This is a genomic window from Rhizobium sp. SRI_017, from assembly GCF_057586295.1.
Genome location: NZ_JBYCZP010000003.1, coordinates 171,611 through 193,531 on the forward strand (window position 1 = coordinate 171,611; position 21,921 = coordinate 193,531).

Genomic DNA, 21,921 nt, shown 5'->3' on the forward strand with positions numbered 1-21,921 from the left:
CAAATTCGTTCGTACACAAATGATATTGGGGATAAGACGTGAGCGAACCCGTAACGCGGCAAAGCCAGGTTGCCGGCATCGATGTCGGCGGCACCTTTACAGATCTCGTCCTGTTCGATGCCGTTAGTGGCACGGTGCGGCTCGCCAAGACCCCGACGACGCTGGAAAATCAGGCTTTCGGCGTGTTGAACGCGCTGGACGCGGCGGAAGCCGATATCGCGGCGCTCGATCTGATTGTCCATGGCACGACAACCACAACCAACGCCGTGCTGGAGCGCAATCTGTGTCGCACCGGCCTGATTACTACAATGGGCTTCCGCGACATTCTGGAACTCGGCCGCCGCACCCGTCCGCAACCCTATGGCATGAAGGGCGAGTTCCGGCCGATCATTCCGCGCGACCTGCGACTGGAAATTCCGGAGCGCATGGATGCGTCAGGACGCGTGCTCACCGTTCTCGACGAGGCAGCGTTGTGCGCCGCGCTTGAAGAACTGATCGCCAAGGATTGCGAGGCGCTGGTCATTCATTTCCTCCATGCCTATGCCAATCCGGCGCATGAACTGCGCGCTGCCGAGATCGCCAGAGAAATCTGGCCGAATGGCAATATTACGATGGGCCATGCGCTGCTCTCCGAAAGTCGGGAGTTCGAACGCGGTGTGACGGCGGCTGTCAACGCATCCGTGCAGCCGCTGCTGCGCCGCTATGTCGAGCGATTGGCCGACCAACTCGCTGGCCGCGGCTACAAGCATGACGTCCTGGTTATGAATGGCAATGGCGGCATGGTCTCGGCCCGTTTCGTGGCCAACGAGGCGGCAAAGACGGTCATGTCCGGCCCGGCGTCAGGCGTCATGGCCGCGGCCTACACCGGACGACGCGCTGGCATTCCCAACCTGATCACTTATGATATGGGCGGCACTTCGACCGATGTCGCGTTGATCCGAGACGCGGAACCCGCGGTATCCAACGAGATCGAGATCGAATATGCGATGCCGATCCATGTGCCGATGGTCGATGTCCGCACCGTAGGCGCGGGCGGCGGCTCGATCGCTCGTGTCACTGCGGCGGGACTTCTGCAAGTCGGGCCGGAAAGCGCCGGCGCTTCACCTGGTCCGATCTGTTATGGCCGTGGTGGCACGCGGCCGACGATTTCGGATGCCAATCTTCTGCTTGGCCGGCTCAATCCGGCGCGGCTGAATTCTGTCCCGGGTGGCATGTCGCTCGACGATATCCGCGCCATCTTCCAGAAGGAACTCGGCGACAAGCTTGGGCTCGATGCGATTGCCGCAGCCGACGCCGTGATCCGCATCGCCAATGCCCGCATGTCGGATGCCGTGCGCATGGTTTCTGTCAGCCTTGGCGAGGACCCGCGCGATTTTGCACTCTTCGCCTTCGGCGGTGCTGGCCCGCTGCATGCTTCGGCCATCGCTCGCGAGCTCGGCATCCCCAGAGTGCTCACGCCATCGCGCCCCGGTATCACCAATGCGCTCGGCTGCGTGGTGGCCGACCTCCGGCACGATTTCGTCAACACCGTCAACAAGCCGCTCGCCTTGGTCGATATCGCGGCCGTGCATGCGCTCTTCGCCAGGCAGTCGGAGGAGGGCAGGCGGCTGATCGGCAAGGAGGCGGTGGAGATTCGCGCAATCCGGGAGATCTGGTCGGTCGACATGCAGTTCATCGGCCAGACGCATCTATTGCGCGTAGCGCTGCCAGGGCCGACCCCTGATCTCGACGAATTGCAGACCCGTTTCGAGGAAGCCTACTTCAATCGCTTCCACGTTGAGCTCAAGGAAATCCGCGCCAACCTTGTCAATGTCAATACGTCAGTCATAGGCCGGCGTGCCGAAATCGACCTGTCGAAACTCATCGATCCCGCCGGGCGCAAGGTAACGCTCGCCGAGGCGCAGACTGGCAGCCGCTCGGTCTGGTTCGGCAAATGGATGGAGACGCCTGTCTATTGGCGTGATTACCTGCCTGCCACCGCCGCCATCGCCGGCCCTGCGATTGTTGAGCAGATGGACACGACCATCATCATCGAGCCCGGCGACCAAGCGACGCAGGATCATGACGGCAATATCATCATCGCGATCGGAGACGCGGCATGACCCTCGACCCCATCACGCTCTCGGTCATCCAATCCGGTCTGCAGCAGGTCTGCGACGAGATGGATCTCTCCTTTTCGCGCGCCGCTTTTTCGCCTGTTATCGCCGAGGCCAATGACCGATCGGATGGTATCTATTCGGCGGTCGACGGCGCGCTGATCGCCCAGGGCGCTTCCGGTCTCCCGGTCTTTGTCGGCACGATGCAATATTCCACCCGGGTGCTGATCGAGATGATCCGCGATGGCAAGGCGGTCGCACCGAAGCCCGGAGATATCTACATCGTCAACGACCCCTATCTCGGCGGCACGCATCTGATGGATGTACGGTTCGCCATGCCGGTCTATCGCGATGGCGAGATCTTCTGCTGGCTCTCCAATACCGGTCACTGGCCGGATACGGGTGGTGCCGTGCCGGGCGGGTTCTCGGCGTCGGCGACTTCAGTGGAGCAGGAGGGGTTGCGCCTGCCGCCGGTGCGGCTGTTCAAGCAAGGTGTGATCGATCCCGAGATTTACGCGATCATCTGCTCCAATATCCGCATCGCGGACCAGCGGATCGGGGACGTGAAGGCTCAGGCGGCAGCCCTCCTGGTTGGCGAGAAACGGCTCGCCCGCATTCTCGATCGCTATGGCGACGACACGGTCAAAGCGGCTATCGCCGAACTCAGCAAGCGGGCATCTGAGCAGATGCGCGCCAATTGCCGGCTGATTCCGGATGGCGTCTATCGCTCCGTCGCCTATGTCGATAGCGACGGCGTGGTCAACGAGCCATTGGAGATCCGGCTCTCGATCATGGCCAAGGACGGCATCCTGGATTTCGATTTCGAAGGCTCGTCAATGCCCTGCGCCGGACCGATGAATTCGGTGCTGGCGACGACTCTGTCATCGGTCTATCTCGCCATGCGTCATATCTTCCCCGATGTGCCGATGAGCGCCGGTGCCTTTGAGCCGCTTCGGGTGAAGCGGCCGGAAGGTACGTTTCTGGACGCGCAATATCCGCGACCCGTTTCAGGCTGTGCTGCTGAAGTCAGCCAACGTATCGCCGAGGCTGTGTTCCTGGCACTGGTCGAGGCCTTGCCGGATCGGGTGACGGCCGCCCCGGCCGGCAGTTCCGGCAACTTCGCGCTCGGCGGCCATGATCCGGAGCGCAATCGCGGCTTCGTCATGTACCAGATCTCGGGCGGCGGCTATGGCGGCTATGCCGGCGGCGATGGCATTGCCAATGGCTGCTCGACCATCGGCATTTCCAAGGCGCCGCCGGTGGAAATCATGGAGCAGCAGTATCCCGTTCTCTATCATCGCTATGCGCTGCGAGAAGGTTCCGGCGGCGCCGGCCGTCAGCGCGGTGGTTTCGGGCTCGATTATGAGATCGAGCTCCGTCGGGGCGAGGCGACCGCGAGTTTCGTGATGGATCACGGCCGCTTCGGTCCGCCGGGCGTGCTGGGCGGCAAGGATGGCGCGACCAATTCCGTGCGCGTCTACCAGAGTGGCAGGGAGATGGTGCCGGAGCATCTCTCCAAGGCACAGGATATTCCGCTCAAGCCCGGCGACCGTGTGCGTGTCGGCACGCCCGGTGGCGGCGGTTATGGTGATCCGCGCGAGCGTGATCCGTTGTCCGTTGCCGAGGATGTGCGGCTAGGACGCTACACACTGCAACAGGCGAAAACCCTGTTCGGCGTCGTGTTGACCGATACTTTCGAGCCGGATTTCAAGGCGACGGAAGCCGCGCGTCAGTAGCCTGGCACATAATAGGGATCGTCATAGGCCGGCTCGACATTGGGATCATCATCGAGGTAGCGGCGTCGGCGACGCGGGGATATGCGCGACGCGTCCGCCGACAGGTCGGGATCATCCATGTCATAGACCTCGTTCGGCCGGTAGGGCTCATAGATCTCCTGACCGCGCACGTCATCCAAGCTCTCGACGCCGGGACGGCTGAGATCGGTGACGACAACGGCTGTGCCATCAGGCACGCGGCTGTAGAGATCGACCACGTCCTGGTTGATCATGCGTACGCAACCTGACGACACCGATTTGCCGATGGTCCACCATTCCGGCGAGCCGTGGATGCGGTAGAGCGTGTCTTCCTTGCCTTGGAAAATATAGAGCGCACGGGCCCCGAGCGGATTGGCGAGGCCGGGCGGCATGCCGCCATTGTCGGCGCTGTATTTGGCAAGCTCGGGTTGGCGAGCCACCATCTCGTCCGGCGGGGTCCATTTCGGCCACTGCCGCTTGTACTGGATCTTGCCGCGGCCGGCCCAGGCAAAGCCGGCACGGCCTAGGCCGACGCCATAGCGCATCGCCTGACCGTTGGGATAGGTGAAATAGAGGAAATGTCCGCCAGTATCGACGACGAGCGTACCCGGCGCTTCGCCGGTCGGATCGCTGACCATCTGGCGATAGAATCTCGCGTCGATCTTCTGATAGGGGATGGCCGGCAGGGGGAATTGTTCGTCGGCCTTTGCAGCGTAGAGAAGTGCGCCTTCGGAGCGGCGAGCAGCGACGACTTGCGCGGCCTCGGTATCGACTGTTTCGCGCGTTCTGGTGGAGCATCCCGCAAGACCTGCCGCCGTGACGCTACCCATGCCGACAAGAAATGCCCGCCGATCAACCCCTGACTTCACCATTCGGTACTCCATACGTCCCCGATGGGTCGGCGACGACAATAACACAGACATGCAAGCCGCAGATTGGGTTTTTGTTCCATCACGTTGGCAGGAGCGAGTTCCGTTGCGACATCCTGCCACGCACCGAGTCTGCATCATCCGAGAGGAGGCCGACATGATGACCAATTGATGGCAGCGCGCTTCCCATCGCTGGCTTTCCGTGCGAGGGTCCTGACCATCCGATTTGCCAAAAAAGCATTTGCCTGCCATGCGTGATTTCCAGCTTCCCGGCCGCTCGCCGGTCCGCGCGACCGATGCCATGGTTGCCACCTCTCATCCGCTCGCCAGCTTCGCCGCCGTCGAAATGCTGCGCGCTGGCGGCAATGCCATGGACGCTGCCGTCACGGCGGCCGCTGTCCAGGCTGTCGTCGAGCCGCAATCGACGGGCATCGGCGGCGATTGCTTCGTACTCTATTCGCCGAAGGGACAGGGCGCGCCGATCGCCTTCAATGGCTCGGGCAGGTCGCCGTCTGCTGCGACACTGGATTGGTATCTCGAACGCGGTTTCACCGCGATACCGGAGACTGGGCCACATGCCGTGACTGTTCCGGGCGCGATCGACGCCTGGTGCCGGCTGCTGGAGGATCATGGCCGCAAAGGCATCGATGCGGCACTGGCGCCAGCCATCCACTATGCCGAGAAAGGCTATGTGGTGCATGACCGGGTGGCGTGGGATTGGGAAGAGATGGTTCCGATGCTGACGGCGGACGAGCATAGCGCCCGGATGCTTCTCACGGACGGCAAGCCACCCCAAGCCGGTGACATTCATCGCCAACCCGAGCTTGCCGAGTCGCTGATACGCATCGCCGCCAGCGGCAGGGCGGGTTTCTACGAAGGGCCCATAGCCGAGGATCTGGCCGCCCGCCTCGCCGAACTGGGAGGGCTCCATACGCTCGACGATTTCGCCGCGACGAAAGGCGACTATGTCGAGCCCATCAGCGTGCGCTATCGCGGTCATGACCTGTTCCAGATGCCGCCGAACAATCAGGGCCTCACTGCGCTGCTGATGCTCAACATCCTCTCGGGTTTCGATCTTGCCGGGCTTGATCCCGACGGCGCCGAGCGCCTGCATCTCGAAATCGAAGCCGGCCGGCTGGCCTATCGCGACCGTGATCGCTGGATTGCCGACCAGGACAAGGTCGACGTGCCGGTGAAGCAGTTGCTGTCTCCGGATTATGCGGCAGGCCTGCGCGCTGCGATCGATCCGAAGCGGGCGATGACCGGCTTGCCCGATGTCGCCTTCCCAAACAGCGACACGGTCTACATCTCGGTGGTGGACAAGGACCGCAACGCCGTTTCCTTCATCAACTCGACCTATACCTCCTTCGGCAGTGGCGTGACCGGACCCAAATCCGGTGTGGTGCTGCAGAGCCGGGGCCGCAGCTTCCGGCTCGAGCGCGATCATCCCAATGTCATCGCGCCGAACAAGCGGCCGATGCATACGATCATGCCCGGCATGGCGCTTAGGGATGGCAAGGTCGTCACCCCCTATGGCGTGATGGGTGGCGCCTATCAGCCGTTCGGCCACGTCCATTTCGTCACCAATCTCGTGGATTTCGGCATGGATCCGCAGCAGGCATTGGATGCGCCGCGCGTTTTCTCGCGTAACGGCGTGGTCGAGGTCGAACGCGGCGTCCCTGAGTCCGTCATGGAGGCGCTTGGCGCCAAGGGCCACAACGTCCAGCGATCGGACGAACCCTTCGGTGGCGGCCAGGCCGTGATCATCGACTGGGAGAAGGGCACGCTGACCGGCGCCTCCGACCACCGCAAGGATGGCTGCGCGCTAGGCTACTGACCCTTCTTATCGTCGGGATGTGTGTGGATCGGGTCGACCCAATAGACCTCTTCAGGCTTCTCGACCGGATCGACATCGGTGATGTTGACCACCACGGCGGTATCGTCTGATCGCACCAGCACGCATTCGAGCGGATAGGCGGGATCGGCATTGATCTCCTGGTGGGGTACGAAGGGCGGGACGAAGATAAAGTCGCCGGCATCGGCTTCGGCGACATATTCCAGCCGTTCGCCCCAGCGCATGCGCGCCTTGCCTTTCACGACATAGATCACGCTTTCCAACTCGCCGTGATGGTGGACGCCGGTCTTGGCATTGGGCTGGATAGTCACCGTGCCGGCCCAGATCTTCTGGGCGCCGACCCGCGCTGTGGTGATTGCGGCCTGGCGATACATGCCCGGCGTCTGCGGCGTGTTGTCGTCGAGCTGGTTGCCCTTGATGACGCGGATGCCGTTGTGCTTCCAGTAGTCCGGGTCGTTATGATGATGGTGATCCTCGTCATGGTCGTGGTGATGATCGCCCATGGCTTCCTCCGCATGTCTTGCCGGCATTATAGACAAGGTGGGCGGCAAGTCACCTACACTAAGCTGCGGCCGGCGGGGCGCCTATATTTCAGTCATGTTCAATTTTTGTGCACATGCATCAAATTTCGTCGTATCAACGTTCTGATTTTATTCACTTTTTTCTGTAAGAGTCGCCATCGTTTTCGATGACTGGACGATTTAACGACGATGACATTAGGCAAGAAACAAGATTCCGACTACGCTCCGCCGGTCGACGGCGATTTCCGCTCCCTGTTCGATATCCATCCATCGCCGATGTGGGTCTATGATCCCGGAACGCTCAAGTTTCTGATCGTCAACGAAGCCGCCCTCGCGCTCTATGGATATTCGCGACCGGACTACGAGCGCATGACCGTGCTGGACATAAGGCCACAACACGAACGCGATCGCATGCAGCAGGCGGTGCACGCGCGCACCGATATCGAGCGCGCAGAGCGCTGGTCGCACCTCAAGGCCGATGGCGAAGTCTTTCATGTGCTGACCTATGGCCGCGAGATCCGCTTTGAAGGTCGCGACGCCATTCTCGCCATCGTCCATGATCGCACCGAACTCACGGCCGCCTATCAGGAAGCCAGCGAGGCACGGAGTTTTCTCGACACGATCGTCAACAACCTGCCGATCGGCGTCTTCGTCAAGGATCTCGATCACGACGGCCGCTACGTGATCTACAATGAAGAATGCGCCTCGGTGATCGGCGCGCGGCCTCATGACGTCTTCGGCAAGAATGACGTGACCATCTTCGGCACCGCGAAGGCCGACATCCTGCGTGATCAGGATCGACACGTCTTTTATGCCGAAGGTACGCAGAGTTTCGAAGAGACGCAGCGCCGTGCGAACGGGCGAGTGACCACGCGTCGAACCGTCAAGAAGATGCTTCCGACCGCTGATGGCAGCCGGCCGCGATACCTGCTCGGGGTCGCGCAGGATATTTCCGAAGAACGGGCCGTCGAAGCGGAACTGGCGCGGCTCGCCATGCGGGACTCGTTGACCGGTCTCTGGAACCGTAACTATTTCTCGGGAGAGGTCAGCCGTCGCGCCGAGCAACTGGATAGAGAAGGACCGTTCGCGGTACTCTATATCGACGTCGACCATTTCAAACATATCAACGACTCCATCGGCCATTCCGCCGGCGATGCGCTGCTTCGCCAGATCGCGAGCCGGCTCCGCGTGCTGACGGAGGAGGGCGACGTCGTCGCGCGTCTCGGCGGAGACGAGTTTGCAATGCTGATTAATCTCTCCGATGGTGCATCCCGTGCACGGCAGATCGCCGACGGGATGCTGGCCATCATGGCCGACCCCTTTGAGCTTGACGGCATGCGCGAACATGTCGGCTGCTCGATCGGTATCGCGCTCGCGCCCGACGATGGCGACAATGTCGATGTGCTGATGCGCAATGCCGACCTCGCCCTCTACTCCGCAAAGGATGCGGGACGGGCGATGTTCAGCTTCTATGAAAGTCATATGCGCGTCGAGGCGGAGCGCCGCCATCAGCTCACCGTCGAACTGCGCCGCGCACTTGAGAAGCAGGAATTCGAACTTTATTTCCAGCCGATCTATCGGCTTGCAGGCCAGGAGCTTTCGGGCTTCGAAGCGCTGCTGCGCTGGCGCCATCCGGAGCGCGGGCTGATCCTGCCCGGTGATTTCATTGGGACGGCAGAGGACACCGGCCTCATCATTCCGATTGGCGAATGGGTGATGTTGGAGGCCTGCCGCACGGCGGCCACCTGGCCATCCGACATCAGGGTCGCGGTCAATCTTTCCGTCTCGCAGTTCCGCAGCACCAACTTGTTGCCGCACCTCGTCGATTGCCTCAGCAAGTCAGGCCTCAATCCGGGGCGGCTCGAGATCGAGGTGACGGAGTCGGTCTTCCTATCGGACAGCGCCCACAGCCTGCCGCTGCTCCGGACGCTGAAGGAACTTGGCGTCCGCATCGCCATCGACGATTTCGGCACCGGCTATTCGTCGCTCAGCTATCTTCGCTCGTTCGCCTTCGACAAGATCAAGCTCGACAAGAGTTTTGTCGCCGGTGTCGAAACCAATCCCGGCGATCTTGCCATCGTCCGCGCGGTGGCGGGCATGGCAGCGGGATTTGGAGCGGTTGCTCTTGCCGAGGGGATCGAAACCCGCGAGCGGGCCGCCTGCATCGGCTCCGAGGGCTTTGAGGAAGTGCAGGGCTACCTCTTTGGCAAGCCGATGCCACGGATAGATGCCGAGGCGCTGATCGCTGATCGGTTTCCGGAACCAGCGCGGTTGCGGGCGTAGTTATTGCAGGGCGTCGACGATCGCCCTGAACATCGCCAGGATTTTCACATCGAGCGGGTCATCAACCGGCAATGGCTGCGATGACAACTTGACGATGGTGACACCGGCTCGGCGGTCGATGTAGATCCATTGGCCATGAATGCCAATGGCGATCAACGTGTCGGGGTCATCTGATGGCACATACCATTTCGAGCGATAGCGGGCATGCTTGAGCAATCCGGTCATCTCGCCCCTGTTCCAGGCCTCTTCGCTGCCCTGGGTCAGGATGTCCTCGATCCAGGCTTTCGGAACGACCTGTCGGTCCTGGGCTTTTCCGCCTTCGCGCACCATTTCGCCGAACCGCGCCAGATCGTGCAGCGTCACGCAGATGCCGCCTGCCGTTCGGGCGGCGCCGAGCCGGTCGACGGTGATGTAGCCGTCACTTTCCGCGCCGAGTGGCAGCCAGAGATGCCGCGTCAGCAGTTCCGCAATCGAGGCGTTGCCGGCACGTTCCAGGATCCAGCCGAGCAGGTCGGAGTTGGGCGAAGCATACTCGAAGCGCTCGCCGTGCGGACCGCGGTCCTTCTTCAGCGTGCCGAGGAAGTGATGCAAACCGCCTTCATAGGGGAAGTTTGCAGGCGGGTTCCAATCCATCGCCACCCGATAGCGCGCAACATCGCCCTTGGGATCGAGATAGTCCTCGATAAAGCGCAGCGACACCGTCATGTCGAGCACATGCCGGATGGTCGCATCGCCATAAGCGGATGACTTGAGTTCCGGGATATAGCGCATCACGGGTGCTTCGGGGTCGAGCTCGCCGCGCTCGACCAGAACGCCGGCAAGCGTGCCGGTCACCGATTTGCTGACAGAGAAGATGATGTGGCGCGTGGTGGCACTCATGGTGGGGCCATAGTCTTCGGCAACCACCGCACCGTCCTTGAGGACGAGAAAGCCGTCCGTATTGCTTGCCGCCAGAAGTTGGGCGGCGCTTAGGCCGCCGACACGGACGGCGGCGAGATCGAGCATTGCGCCCGTCCTCAAGGGGGGAGGATTCGGCCCTGCTTTGATCGGTTGGCTGGCGATGATCCGGTCGACTTCAACGAACCCCCTGACATTGAATGGATGCTGGCGCCAATTGGCCAGAGTGGGTTCGGGCAGGGTGCTCATCAATATTGTCCCTAATTGGAAATACGTTGCATCGTTAGCCCGGTTTGTTCTCCCGCGCGCTCGGCGATGAGAGCGCCAAGAGGCCGGCGGCGATGATCAGGCCGGCGCCGGCGAGCGTGGTGAGATGCGGGATTTCGTTGAAGAACAGGAAGCCCCAGAGCGGCGCCCAGAGCATGCCGGTATATTCGAAGGAGGTGACGACGCTGGCCTTGGCGATGCGATAGGCGTTGGTGAGCAATGTCATGGCGATGGCGGCGATGACGCCGCAGGAGGCGATCAGCAGAAAATCCCTCAGCGAAGGCCAGACCCAGGGCCGGACGAGGAAATTGATCGAGGGGTGGCTCGCCTCGTGGATGCCGAGTACGCCACAGGCAGCGGCGATCAGCAGGGCGCCAACAAGATAGACACCGTTCTGGTAGAAGGCCATGACCGATGCCGTCGTCTCCGTGCCCAGCTTTCGCGCCATCAGCATCGAGAGCGCATAGGTAAGGGCTGAGAACAGCGACAACAGTGCCGCGGGTTCGAACAGGCCCGCGCCGGGCCGCAACATGACGATGACGCCGACAAAGCCTACCACTACCGCAGTGATCCGGCGCCAGCCGATGCTCTCGCCGAGGAACGGTACCGCCAGGGCCATCGCGAACAGCGGCACAGTGAAAAACAGTGCAACGGCGTCCGCGAGCGGCAGTGCGGGGAAGGCCATGTAATAGGTGGTATAGGCGATCAGCATCAGGAAGGCACGCGCGGCCAGGGGCCAGAAATCCTTCGAGAAGATGGAGCGGATTCCAGAGTCGAAATGCACCATGACCAACAGGATGGGTGCGGCGACCATGCAGCGGGTGGAAACGACCTGGGTGAGAGGATAGTCACCCGAGACGGCTTTGATGATCGCATCCTGCACTGAAAAAATGAGAATGCCGAGACAAAGATAGGCAACTCCCAAGGCGGCGCGATTCTGCACGTTCTTCTCCCGTAACGGGAGGATAGATACACAATCGAATGACCTCTGCCAGCCTTGCCGCGACACGACTGCCGCGAACCAGCATGCCGTGACAGAAATTCACGCGTTTAGCGCTTGGCCATGCACCGATCGGCGGCTCGAAGTGCTTCGCGATAGTTGGCGAAGGGACCTGAGAGGAAGGTTACGCAATCGCCGACTTGGATAAGCGCCGACTTCGAGATCGGGTCAAAAATGACACTGAATGGTGGTTGTTGTTGTTCGCGCATTACGGGTTTCCTGTGGCTCATTTGCACTGGAAACGTGGCGTTGTCGGTTCTGTTCCAGAATGACGCGGACTATTAAGCCTATGGTAAATTAACAATGAATCCCGGGATTTGCACGCAAGTCTTGCTATTGCCACTTTATCAGCGCAAACTCCGCGGCGCGTTGGGGACCACTGGAACCTGGAGGTTAGCCATGGATTTCCCGAGAGAAGCGAACCCGGGTGTCTTTCGTCCGGAACAGTTCGATGTCGTCAAACAAGTCTTTGATTCCGTAACATCCGAGGATTGGTTCACCCACTCGGAAAAGCGGCGCGAGCAGTTTGCGACCTATTTGCTGGATGCCTATCAGAACGGTCTGACCGATCCGTTCGAACTGAAGACGCTCAGCAGGGCAGCCGCCCGTGAGCGCTTCGCCGTTCATTAATGGTAGGTTGGACGGCCTAGGATGGATTGACCCAAGACGGTCAGGTTTGCCAGGTGCTGTGCCATGGTGTGCACCATGACGTGCTCCGGCACTTCCGTGCCGTCTTCGGTGCCCGCAAACACGAACGGAATTTCCAGATCGAGCAACGCGTCCGCGATGGTCGCCGCGGCTTCGGTCTCAAGTCCCGTATCCAGAATTGCAGCACCGATACCCTGTGCTTTGAGGATTGCCTCGATCTGATGCCGGACCGCTTGGGGCTCGCGACCCTTTCGACCGGTATATTCCAGCGCAAGTCGCATCTCCGCGACGAACTCGTTTTGAATCACCAGGATCTTTGGTTGGGGCGTGATCTGCGGTGCTTGCATTATTGTTCTCCTTAGAACTCTATAATCAGAGTGGAGGTGGTTTTGTTCCGCCGAGATTTCAAGCGCGTCCGGATCAATTCCGCTTGAGCGGGAGCATGCCGGTCGTCAGCCGGTCGCCGCTCTTCTCCAAGAGCCGTAGTGACGTATAGTCGAGGATCGACAGCCCGCCATCGACGATCAGCGTCTGACCGGTCACGAAAGAGGCTTCATCACTGGCGAGAAACGCTACGACCGAGGCGATCTCGGCCGGCGTGCCCATCCTGTCCAATACGCCTGGAGGCAGCTCCCATTCGCCGCTTTCCGTTCCGGCCGGATTTTCACTGGCGTCGAGGTCTGTGGCGATCCAACCGGGGCTCACGCAATTGACGCGAATGCCGGCAGGAGCGCCTTCGACGGCAAGCGCCCGCGTCAACGCCTCGACGCCGGCCTTGGCGATGCAGTAGCTGCCCCAATTGCCGTGCAGCGTCGCCGTCGATGAGATGTTGACCATGGCGCCGCCCCCACTGTCGCGGATCAGCGGCATGGCGTGGGCGGAGACGAAATAGGCGGCGTCGAGATTGGAGCCGCGCATCTTGTCCCAGCGCGTGCCAGGCCCGTCGGATGCTTCGATCCCTGAACGACGTGCGCCGACGCCGGCATTGTTGACGAGGATATGCAGGCCGCCCCAGCCGGCGATATCGGCGATGAGGCCCTTCACCGAACCTTCGTCCGACAGTTCGCATGGGAAGAAGCTGGCCCGCCCGCCCATCGCCGCTACCTCGGCCTCGACGGTCGCACCTTTCTCGGCATTCCGGCCGGCCAGCGCAACACGCGCCCCTTCGCGCGCAAAGTGATGAACGATGCCGCGGCCGATGCCGGAATTGCCGCCGGTGACCAGAACGACCTTGTCGCGGAAGCGCATGTCAGACCCTCCAAGGGCCAAAACCCACGGCCATCTTGTCGATCAGGCTCTTCTGATAGGCGGTGAAGTCGGCATCGGGCTGCTGGAAATCGAGCCGGAAGGCGAATGGATCCGGCGCATCGATCGACGATCCCGAAAGGGTTGCGATGACCGCGTGGCCACAGAAGGGCACATGCGCTTCGGAATAGCCGCCTTCGTGGACCAGCAGCAGCTTGCCGCCGCAGAGCTCGTCCGCCGCCTGCATCGTCATTCTCGTCATCTCGGCGAAGGTCGAGGACGACGCCATGGTGCGGGACAGGGGATCGACACCAGAGGCATCGAAGCCGCAGGCAACGACGATGGCGTCGGGTTTGTAGGCGTGAAGTGCGGGGATCACGATCCGCTCGAAGGCGTGGAGATAGCCGAAATGGCCGGTTCCGGGCACGAGCGGGACGTTGATATTGTAGCCTTCGCCCTTGCCGGCGCCGCGATCGGTGAGCTTGCCGGACTCGCGCGGATAGTTGTTTTCCTGATGGAGCGAGATCGTCAGCACGTCGGAGCGCTCGTAGAAGATGCCCTCGGTGCCGTTGCCATGGTGGACGTCCCAGTCGATGACAGCGATGCGGCCCGCGCGCTTTTCCGCCAAGGCCGCTTCGACGGCGATCGCGATATTGGCAAGCAGACAGAAGCCCATCGGCTTGTCGGGCAGGCAGTGGTGACCCGGCGGACGGGAGAGGGCGTAGGCGTTGCGATGCTCGCCCATTAGCACCTTGCGCAGGGCGGCAGTGGCGAGGCCTGCGGACAGGGCCGCGATATCATAGCCGCCGGGACCGAAGGGCGTACGCTCGCCCAGTTCACCGCCCTTGCCGTCGGAGAGCTCCTTGAAGGCGTGAAGATAGTGCGCCGGATGGACGCGGAGTAGTTCGTCGCGCGTCGCAGGCCCGGCTGAGGAGACCGCGAGTTCGTCAATCAAGCCCGTGACATGCAGCAGGTTCTTGAGGCGCCGCTTCGTCTCGGGATTCTCGGGCAGGCCACCGGAGGCGAGCGGCTGCACCAGACCGCCCACGGGCGCCAGAAAGGCGTAGGAGCCGCCCGAATGCCAGAAGCACTTTTCGTCCCACCAGAATGCCGTCGCTGCCTTCAAGATCGAATCCTCCAACCGTTCATGCCAAATTGCACCCTCGCGCTGGACGATCAAGCCACTGGCGGAAACCATTCAGGGATTGGCGGGTTTTGTAGGCCAGCCTATCTCGACATCGTTATCTGGGAGCACGGTTTTTGCCTCGACTACAAGAACCGCAAGCCCGAACATATCAAGGCAGTGCTCAGCAATATCGTGAACTGTTAGGTCGTCGCCGAGCGTGTCGCCAAGGGCAGAGCGCGATGGCGAAATCGGTCCTATTGCGCCTTCTTAGGAATGTACGGCCCGCCGGTCTCGCCCCAGCCCCATTTCGGCATCGGCGCATTTTCCCAGACCTTGGCGCCCGGCTGCGAATTGACGACCGCGAGCCGTGTGCCCCATTCGAGGTAGCTGACGAGAGCGGAGGCGAATTCCGGGTCGGCAGGCAGTTCGAGGTCGGTATAGGTGTCAAGCAGCAGATTGATCCAGCGCCGCCGCATCGGCTCGCTCAGATGCTTGCCGAGATGGTGCCGGACCATTTCGGGATGGCCGCCGCGCTCAGTCGAATAGAGCGGCGGACCGCCGAGCACTTCGGCGAGGAACATCGCCACATGCTGCGGGTGGCCCTCATCCATCCCGGCGAAGACCGGCGAGAGCAATTCGTCCTTGTGGACGCGGCGATAGAATTCATCTGTCAGGCGGTTCAGCGCGTCTATGCCGCCGATCCATTCGTAAAGCGTCGGTACTGTCACGTCGATCTCCCTTTTCCCGAGGGAGAATATGGGGCGCCGATATGGGTGATCAAGCGGGCAGCGCCGCCCGGCCCGCTATTCCGTCTTCGGCGCCCGCTCGTAGAAAGCTTTCGCATCGGCCGTCGCTGCCTTCAGAGAGTCGGGCCGGGTATAGAACATGTGCCCGCCGCGATAGAGCGTGAGCGCCGTGCGCCCATCCGCAAGTTCGAGCGGCAGGTGGTCGAGCACGTAGCGGCTCGCGCCATAGGGTGTCAGCACATCGCTGTAACCATGCATCACGAGCAGCCGGAAGCTCGGGATGGTGGCCAGGAGTTCGCGGATATCTTCCGAAGCGCCAGCATCGGCGCGGGTGTCCTCGCGGCCTTCCTTCCATTCCCAGCGCCGATTGACGTCGAGCGAGAGCAGCGAATAAGTCATTTCGCAGGGAAAGTTGAGTTCGTTGCGGGCATAGCCTGCAAAGAAGGAACCATAAGCACGGGTGTAGCCATCAAGGATCGGATCATCGGCACGGCTGACCGGCGCTTCAGGATAGGGGTCGGGCACGGTGTAGGACGCGTCGTAAGGACTCGCGATCGTGCCATCTTTGTTTTTGGTAAGCATGTCGCCGATGAAGCCGCGCGTGCGTTCGACCGCTTGGCGATCGATGCCGGTGAGGCGGGCGACCCTGTCGTAGAACTCTTGCGCCTCCGGTCCGCGCGGTGCGGCGCCGGCGAGTGCGACGAGATAATCACTCATCGCAAACTTTTCGGCCTCTGCCACGGCGTTCGGATCGAAGATCTTCTTGCGTTCCAGTTCTGCGGCGGCAATCGAGGGTAACTGCAGTGCGGCACCGAGCGGATAGTCGGTCGCGCCGAAGATCAGCTTTGCGTCGATCAGCGGCGACACCATGATGATGCCCGAAACCAGGATGCCTTGCCGCTCCTTGAGCGCGCTGGCGACCTTGGCGGCCCTGAAGCCGCCATAGCTTTCGCCGAGCAGGTACTTTGCTGTGCTCGCCTTGTTGGTTTGCTGGACATAGAGGGCAATCACCTTTGCAATCGCGTCGGCATCCTGTTGGACGCCATAGAATTCGCTGCCGTTGCCCACAGCGCGGCTCCATCCGGTTCCCACCGGGTCGATGAAGACGAGATCGGTGAAGCGCAGCCAGCTCTCGGGATTGTCTTTCAACTGTGCCGTGGTGCCGTCATTGCCAACGGGGCCGAAATCGACGAGGCGAGGGCCTGCCAAGCCGAGGTGGAGATAAGCGGAAGCGGCGCCGGGCCCACCATTGAAGGCGAAGGTGAGGGGGCGTTGCCCGCCGGTCTTGGAGACATAGGCGGTGTAAAAGACCTTGGCGGAGATTTTGCCGTCCTGACCCCGGATGGCGATTGTGCCCGCCGTCGCTTGATACGAAAGATCCCCCTCCTTGGTCTTCAGAACATGGCTGGTGGTCGCATCGGCGGGGAGAAGATCCAGTATTCCCTGTGCCTGCCCCCCATCCCGCATGGAATCCGCCGCTACCGGTGCAAGGCCAAGTGCGAGAAAGATCAGGATGAGCGATAGCAGGCGGGGAAATTTCATGATGCGAGGCTCCGTTTCGCCGAAACTGGCGGAAGCCTATGGCCGCAATCAGGCAAGCGATAGTCAATTCATCTTGAACAGTGGTGAGCGGTCCGCGAGCGGCCGTATCTCCAACCTCTTGCGGACCGGTCTTCTAGCAGTTGGCCCGCTTCAGCGCAGCCGTGACCGGACTGCGTCGACCAGCTGGGGCTGCAGGCGTGATACAAGGTCCGATAGGCGATCATAGGTTCGATCAACCTTGCTCGGATGCTGGACGACAGACAGTCGACCGATCAGGAAAGCTGCAGCAGAGGCTGCCAGAACCGAATAGAAAGGGTATTCTCGAACAGTCGTTGTGACTGTATCCGTCGTCGCCTCCGCAGCGTGGCTCACTGCCTTGGTGGCTTTGCCACTGGCCTTTGCGAGCGAGCCGCTGAGCTGCTCCACCTGCGTCCGCAGCGCCTTCAGGCTTTCGGTCAGCTGGGCAATCGTGGTTTCTTCGTCGGCCTTCATGCCATCCTCACTCTCGGGAGTTTCGTTGATACCGTCCTTGCCGACGACGGCGAGCGGGATTTTTTCGCCGACTTTACGTGTTCCTGCCATTGGAACCTCCTTTGCGTTCAGCGGTGTAACGCGTTCGACGCCTCTCGGTTCCGATCGGCTCTCCGGGACGGCTCAATCGGCGCCGGATCGCTACTCTGTGCACCTTGCAACAGATCGTTCTAAATCTAGGCGCGTATCTGATTGCATATGCAACTTGATTCCATCGTGGCTCCATGGTTTGATAAGGAGGGGTTGAGCGTGTCGAGGGCTTATTGGGGCGGGCAATGGCGACTGTTATTGGCGGTGGCGACAACGGTGTCATTTACGGATCGAGCCTGAAGGACAGGCTCTATGGCGGCGGCGGTGACGATATCATCCGGGGCTTTGGCGGCGACGACAGGCTGGTTGGCGAAAGTGGAAAAGACCGCATGGTTGGCGGGCAGGGCAACGACATTCTCACGGGCGATGGGTCGGACGACCGCGCGTATAAGGATACCTTCGTTTTCGGCGAAAATGCGGGCAGGGATGCCATCATGGATTTCGACGTCGGCAAGGACATATTGGAAATTGCCAGGGGTCTCAACGGGATCAAGTCTCCGGCCGACGTCATAGACCTCGCCAGGCAGAAGGGCGGCGACGTGGTGATCGATCTCGGCGGCGGCAACAAGCTCACGTTGAAGAACGTCGATCTTGATCAGCTCAAGAAAGATCCGGACGACCATTTCGACATCGTGTGACGGAGACGCTCGGCCTGAGCGTCATCGTGAAGGGGCATCTTGCATGATAGTCGGTCGCGTCGATGGGATGAGGAATGGCAAGGTCTATGGCTGGGCCTTCAATTCCGATGAACCCGATGAACATCTCGAAATCAAAGTCAGTCGCGGCGGGGTCGTCATTGCGACCAGTCTTGCCAACAGCCTTCGGAAAGATCTTCCGGATGCGGGGATCGGGAACGGCGATCATGCCTTCGATATCGCTCTCTCACCCGCCACTTCGTCATTTCATGGCGTGATGGTGGTGGCCCACTCGACGAAGGCGGGCGAGGCGCTGCTTCCCAATGCGACGAATGACGATCGCCGGATGGACGATCTCTTTCAAATCTTCTCTCGACGGTATGACGAGGCGCTGGTTGCGTTCAAGGCGGAGATTGATGGGCTCAAGAAGGCGGGCAGTCACATGCGCACCCCGAAGGCCGAATTGCAGCCGGACCTGGGGCGCAGGCTGTCGCAGCTTGAAAAGCGTATGGACGACATCGAAGTGTTTGTCGTTCGGCTGGATGCGATTGCGAAAGGCCTGCAGCAGCACTTCGACAGTTCGCGGTCGCGGGGGATTTTCTCTTCCCTTCTACAGAAGCGGCGCTAAGACCTCTTCGAGGCCTCATTGTCCGGGAAGTGACGCCGACATCAGCCTGCCGAGGCCTGCGATCGATACCATTCGACGAATGCGCGGACGCCGTCTGCGACTTCCACTTGCGGCACGAAACCGGTCAGCGCCTTGAGCAGGTCGGATGAAGCGAAAGTCTGGGGCACGTCGCCCTTTTGCATCGGCAGAAGTCTGGTCTTTGCCTTTCGTCCCAAGGCGCGCTCGACCGCATCGACGAGCGTCACGACATCGATCGGCCGGCCGGCACCGATATTGAGTGCCCGGAACGGTGCCTGGCGCGAGAGCGTGTCGACAGCGCCGTCCACGACCCGATTGGATTCCGAAGGCGGCACTTCGGCGAGGCGCAGCAGGGCCTCGATCAGATCGTCGATATAGGTGAAATCGCGGCGCACCTTGCCGTAGCCGTAGAGTTCGATTTCCTCATCCTTGAGCATCGCGCTCACGAATTTGAAGAGCGCCATGTCCGGCCGGCCCCATGGGCCGTAGACGGTGAAGAAGCGGAAAGCCGTCGTCGGCACCTTGTGAAGGTGCGAAAAGGAATGCGCCAGCAATTCCATTGACTTCTTGGTCGCAGCGTAAACCGTCAGCGGCTCGTCGGCACGGTCGGCTTCCTCGAAGGGGATCTTCTCATTGGCTCCATAAACGGAGGACGATGACGCGATCAGTAGGTGCTTGAGGCCGAGATCCTTGACGATGTCGAACAGATTCCACGAGCCGACAAGATTGGAATCGAAATAGGCCTGCGGATTTTCGAGGCTGTAACGGACACCGGCCTGTGCCGCCAGATGGACGACGATGTCCGGTGAGGCCTTGGCAATCGCTTGTTCGAGGGCAGCACGATCCTCGAGTTTCGCCACGACATGATCGAACCGTTCATATTGTTCGAGTATCGCCTGCCGGCGCTGCTTCAGCGTCACGTCGTAATAGGGCGTCATGGCGTCATAACCGAACACGTCATGGCCCCGCTCCAGCAGCGCGCGCGCAAGGTGGAAGCCGATGAAGCCGGCGCTGCCGGTGATGAAATATTTCACGTCATTGTCTCCATCGCCATCGATGCCTCTGGCAACGAACAGCGCAATTCATTGTCGCATGGGCTCTTGGCGTTGCGTGTGACACTCGCATGGGCAGCCAGCGTGAAGACAGGAACTCATGCGTGGGAGCTGCCTAGCAGCCTGCATACCTGTCTTCAAAATCCGCTTTCAACGGCGCGTCGCCTACGCAATCCAGTTCGCGCTGGGTTCTTAGCCGACTCCATACGGCGATACAATGACAGGCGGGCAGGTGATCGAAGGGGGCAATGTATAGATGTCAGCTGTCGACTGGCGTGCCCGGCTGCCATCCTTTAGGCGCCATGCGGAAGCCGGAGAACTCGAAGCCTGGCGCCACGGTGCAGCTCACCAGCGTCCAGTCGCCAAGGCTGCGGGCGCTCTGCCATTCACCCTTGCGCACAAGCCCTTGCGGTCGCTGGCCGGCAGCGAGATCGGCGCCGAGAACGAGCGTTCGGTACGAGTTCCCATCCTCGGAAAGGCCAAGTTCCAGCGGTGCACCGGTGTGGTAGTGCCAGATCTCCACGGCGTCGACCGTGTGCCAGTGCGAGCGGTCGCCGCCTTCGAGGAGATAGTAGATGGCGGTGGAATGCGCCCGCCCATCCTGTTCCTCGCCATCTCGAAACGTCTGGACATACCAGCCGCCCTCTGGATGGCGTTCGAGCTTGAGGATATCGATGATCTCGCGGGCTGTTGTCATGCGCTCTGTCCGGTTGCTGTTTTCGGCTCAGAGAAGAAAGTCTGTTGCGTCGAGCGTCAAGCTGCCTTCGAGCACGATCCGCATATCGGCATTGCGATCACCATTGACGTCGACCTCGATGATCGTCTCGCTACCGTCCTGGAACCAGCGGATTTCGGCGTGGCCGGTGAAGCTGGCATTCTCCGTGGCGAGAAATGTGAAGTCTCCAATTGCCGAGAGCGCGATTCGATCGGCGCCATTGCCGAAGTCGACAATCATGTCGCAGGTCTTTACCTTGCTGTCGCGCACTGCCGTGAAGGCGAAGATGTCGGCGCCAGTGCCGCCCGTGAGCGTATCGGCGCCCTGCAGCCCTGCGAGGATATCGGCGCCCACCTTGCCCGAGAGGCCATTGGCGCCCTTGCTGCCCAGAACGAGATCGTCATCGTTCCCGCCGTCGTCATAGCTCGTGCCATCACCGGAGACATTGGCAATGCTCTCGCTCGCGGCGAGGAGTTCCTCGACCTTTGTCTTGGCGGAGACACCGAGCGCCTTCAACGCCGTCTGGATCGCCGGCACCAATTCGCCACCAATTGCATCGATGCCGGGCATGCCCTTGGTCGCGCCGGCAGAATCCGGGTCGTAGCGATCGTCGTACCACAGCACCAACTCGTGATGCCGAGCCAGCATCTGCCCGGCCTGGATGGCTTCGGAAAAGCTGGCCTTTCCCTCGGTGTCGAACAGACCGAAGGTTTCTGCCTCGACATAGCGCCGGTTGGCGAGGCCCGCGATGCCGTTGCCATTGGAGTTGTAGCGGATTTCGTACCAGGCCTCGGCCCGGTCGCCCGCCTCAATCGCCGCCTTAAGCTTCGGCCCCAACAGGCTGGGTCCATTCCAGCACAGCGAGAACAGCGCCTCGCGCTCCCGCGAATCCGGGATATCAGAGAGCCAGTCGTCGATCCTGTCGTCATAAGTGGGCGCGAGTGCATTGAGGGCTTTTGCCACCGCAGCATCGTTCTTGAAGCGGAAGCTGTCCGCCACGTCGGCGTCCTTCGTGTCATGCCAGTTCTTCATCACCCGGTCGAGATTGGCCTGCAGTGTGCTGCTGGTATTGGGGGTGTAGGATTTGTCGACCTCGGCCTCGAGCCGTGCCAGCAGCGTGTCACTCCAGTTCGTGTTGCCGATCATGATGCGCAACACCGGTTCGAGATTGTAGACGAGGTTGTAGCCGATGCCGATCGTCGGATCGCCGACCGAGTCGACATAAGGGGTTAGCGTCGATCCTTCGAGCAACACGAGAAGTTCGGCGCGCTCTGTCGAGTAAGTCTTCGGGTTCTCGATCGTATTCCAATTCAGCATGGCCGTCCTCATTCGACGGCCACTCTAAGCCGCTTGGGTAAACAGTCCTTTGAGGTCGGAGCGGAAACTACGCCGCTCGACGGTAT

General features: G+C 61.2%; 21 protein-coding genes. 8 read left to right on the plus strand and 13 right to left on the minus strand.

Features of this window, described 5'->3' with window-relative positions:
* The first annotated feature begins 38 nt into the window (after positions 1 to 38).
* Complete coding sequence (locus AC2YI2_RS08530) at positions 39 to 2,102, plus strand: hydantoinase/oxoprolinase family protein (RefSeq protein ID WP_487386033.1); 2,064 nt, start codon at positions 39 to 41, stop codon at positions 2,100 to 2,102.
* Positions 2,099 to 3,832 (plus strand): hydantoinase B/oxoprolinase family protein, encoded by a 1,734-nt coding sequence (locus tag AC2YI2_RS08535; RefSeq protein WP_487386034.1) that lies wholly within the window; start codon positions 2,099 to 2,101, stop codon positions 3,830 to 3,832. The genes AC2YI2_RS08530 and AC2YI2_RS08535 overlap by 4 nt, the downstream gene beginning before the upstream one ends.
* Here AC2YI2_RS08535 and AC2YI2_RS08540 read toward each other — a convergent pair.
* On the minus strand, positions 3,826 to 4,722 hold the full coding sequence (locus tag AC2YI2_RS08540) for a L,D-transpeptidase (protein ID WP_487386035.1): 897 nt from the start codon (positions 4,720 to 4,722) through the stop codon (positions 3,826 to 3,828). The genes AC2YI2_RS08535 and AC2YI2_RS08540 overlap by 7 nt on opposite strands.
* A 247-nt stretch (positions 4,723 to 4,969) precedes the next feature.
* Between AC2YI2_RS08540 and ggt the strand changes: the two genes are divergently transcribed.
* Positions 4,970 to 6,556: a gamma-glutamyltransferase gene (ggt, locus tag AC2YI2_RS08545; protein ID WP_487386036.1), complete on the plus strand. Its 1,587-nt coding sequence runs from the start codon at positions 4,970 to 4,972 to the stop codon at positions 6,554 to 6,556.
* On the opposite strand, the gene AC2YI2_RS08550 is transcribed toward ggt, so the two are convergent.
* Positions 6,550 to 7,077 (minus strand): cupin domain-containing protein, encoded by a 528-nt coding sequence (locus AC2YI2_RS08550; RefSeq protein ID WP_487386037.1) that lies wholly within the window; start codon positions 7,075 to 7,077, stop codon positions 6,550 to 6,552. The genes ggt and AC2YI2_RS08550 overlap by 7 nt on opposite strands.
* Positions 7,078 to 7,284: 207 nt before the next feature.
* On the opposite strand from AC2YI2_RS08550, the gene AC2YI2_RS08555 reads away from it, so the two are divergent.
* On the plus strand, positions 7,285 to 9,378 hold the full coding sequence (locus AC2YI2_RS08555; protein ID WP_487386038.1) for a putative bifunctional diguanylate cyclase/phosphodiesterase: 2,094 nt from the start codon (positions 7,285 to 7,287) through the stop codon (positions 9,376 to 9,378).
* On the opposite strand, the gene AC2YI2_RS08560 is transcribed toward AC2YI2_RS08555, so the two are convergent.
* Positions 9,379 to 10,383 carry a serine hydrolase domain-containing protein gene (locus AC2YI2_RS08560; protein WP_487386039.1) on the minus strand — a complete coding sequence of 335 codons (1,005 nt, stop codon included), beginning with the start codon at positions 10,381 to 10,383 and terminating at the stop codon, positions 9,379 to 9,381.
* A gap of 175 nt (positions 10,384 to 10,558) precedes the next feature.
* Positions 10,559 to 11,485 carry a DMT family transporter gene (locus AC2YI2_RS08565; protein WP_487386040.1) on the minus strand — a complete coding sequence of 309 codons (927 nt, stop codon included), beginning with the start codon at positions 11,483 to 11,485 and terminating at the stop codon, positions 10,559 to 10,561.
* Positions 11,486 to 11,941: 456 nt separating this feature from the next.
* Between AC2YI2_RS08565 and AC2YI2_RS08570 the strand changes: the two genes are divergently transcribed.
* Complete coding sequence (locus tag AC2YI2_RS08570) at positions 11,942 to 12,172, plus strand: hypothetical protein (protein WP_487386041.1); 231 nt, start codon at positions 11,942 to 11,944, stop codon at positions 12,170 to 12,172.
* Here the strand turns inward: AC2YI2_RS08570 and AC2YI2_RS08575 are convergent.
* The 3 genes from AC2YI2_RS08575 to AC2YI2_RS08585 all read right to left on the minus strand — a co-directional run bounded on the left by AC2YI2_RS08575 (position 12,169) and on the right by AC2YI2_RS08585 (position 14,561).
* Positions 12,169 to 12,537, minus strand: a complete 369-nt coding sequence (locus tag AC2YI2_RS08575) for a response regulator (RefSeq protein WP_487386042.1) — start codon at positions 12,535 to 12,537, stop codon at positions 12,169 to 12,171. The two genes, AC2YI2_RS08570 and AC2YI2_RS08575, sit on opposite strands and share 4 nt — an antisense overlap.
* 73 nt (positions 12,538 to 12,610) lie before the next feature.
* Positions 12,611 to 13,438, minus strand: coding sequence for an SDR family NAD(P)-dependent oxidoreductase (locus AC2YI2_RS08580; RefSeq protein ID WP_487386043.1), 828 nt, complete (start codon positions 13,436 to 13,438; stop codon positions 12,611 to 12,613).
* A gap of 1 nt (position 13,439) precedes the next feature.
* A complete protein-coding gene (locus AC2YI2_RS08585; RefSeq protein WP_487386044.1) occupies positions 13,440 to 14,561 on the minus strand; it encodes a class II histone deacetylase in 1,122 nt (373 codons plus the stop codon).
* 21 nt (positions 14,562 to 14,582) lie between these two features.
* On the opposite strand from AC2YI2_RS08585, the gene AC2YI2_RS08590 reads away from it, so the two are divergent.
* Positions 14,583 to 14,765 (plus strand): Fe-Mn family superoxide dismutase, encoded by a 183-nt coding sequence (locus AC2YI2_RS08590; RefSeq protein WP_487386045.1) that lies wholly within the window; start codon positions 14,583 to 14,585, stop codon positions 14,763 to 14,765.
* A gap of 50 nt (positions 14,766 to 14,815) precedes the next feature.
* On the opposite strand, the gene AC2YI2_RS08595 is transcribed toward AC2YI2_RS08590, so the two are convergent.
* The 3 genes from AC2YI2_RS08595 to AC2YI2_RS08605 form a co-directional block, all read right to left on the minus strand.
* A complete protein-coding gene (locus tag AC2YI2_RS08595; protein WP_487386046.1) occupies positions 14,816 to 15,289 on the minus strand; it encodes a group II truncated hemoglobin in 474 nt (157 codons plus the stop codon).
* Positions 15,290 to 15,364: 75 nt separating this feature from the next.
* A complete protein-coding gene (locus AC2YI2_RS08600; protein ID WP_487386047.1) occupies positions 15,365 to 16,849 on the minus strand; it encodes a S10 family peptidase in 1,485 nt (494 codons plus the stop codon).
* Positions 16,850 to 16,999: 150 nt separating this feature from the next.
* Positions 17,000 to 17,431 (minus strand): hypothetical protein, encoded by a 432-nt coding sequence (locus tag AC2YI2_RS08605; RefSeq protein WP_487386048.1) that lies wholly within the window; start codon positions 17,429 to 17,431, stop codon positions 17,000 to 17,002.
* Positions 17,432 to 17,655: 224 nt separating this feature from the next.
* On the opposite strand from AC2YI2_RS08605, the gene AC2YI2_RS08610 reads away from it, so the two are divergent.
* Both AC2YI2_RS08610 and AC2YI2_RS08615 read left to right on the plus strand, forming a co-directional pair.
* Positions 17,656 to 18,108, plus strand: a complete 453-nt coding sequence (locus AC2YI2_RS08610) for a calcium-binding protein (protein ID WP_487386049.1) — start codon at positions 17,656 to 17,658, stop codon at positions 18,106 to 18,108.
* Positions 18,109 to 18,151: 43 nt separating this feature from the next.
* Positions 18,152 to 18,733: a hypothetical protein gene (locus AC2YI2_RS08615; protein WP_487386050.1), complete on the plus strand. Its 582-nt coding sequence runs from the start codon at positions 18,152 to 18,154 to the stop codon at positions 18,731 to 18,733.
* A gap of 41 nt (positions 18,734 to 18,774) precedes the next feature.
* Here AC2YI2_RS08615 and AC2YI2_RS08620 read toward each other — a convergent pair whose 3' ends face one another.
* The 3 genes from AC2YI2_RS08620 to AC2YI2_RS08630 form a co-directional block, all read right to left on the minus strand.
* Positions 18,775 to 19,785: an NAD-dependent epimerase/dehydratase family protein gene (locus AC2YI2_RS08620; RefSeq protein ID WP_487386051.1), complete on the minus strand. Its 1,011-nt coding sequence runs from the start codon at positions 19,783 to 19,785 to the stop codon at positions 18,775 to 18,777.
* Positions 19,786 to 20,062: 277 nt separating this feature from the next.
* Positions 20,063 to 20,500 carry a cupin domain-containing protein gene (locus AC2YI2_RS08625; RefSeq protein WP_487386052.1) on the minus strand — a complete coding sequence of 146 codons (438 nt, stop codon included), beginning with the start codon at positions 20,498 to 20,500 and terminating at the stop codon, positions 20,063 to 20,065.
* Between the two features lie 27 nt (positions 20,501 to 20,527).
* Entirely contained in the window at positions 20,528 to 21,835 is a 1,308-nt protein-coding gene (locus tag AC2YI2_RS08630) for a M10 family metallopeptidase C-terminal domain-containing protein (protein ID WP_487386053.1), read from the minus strand.
* Between the last annotated feature and the right edge of the window lie 86 nt (positions 21,836 to 21,921).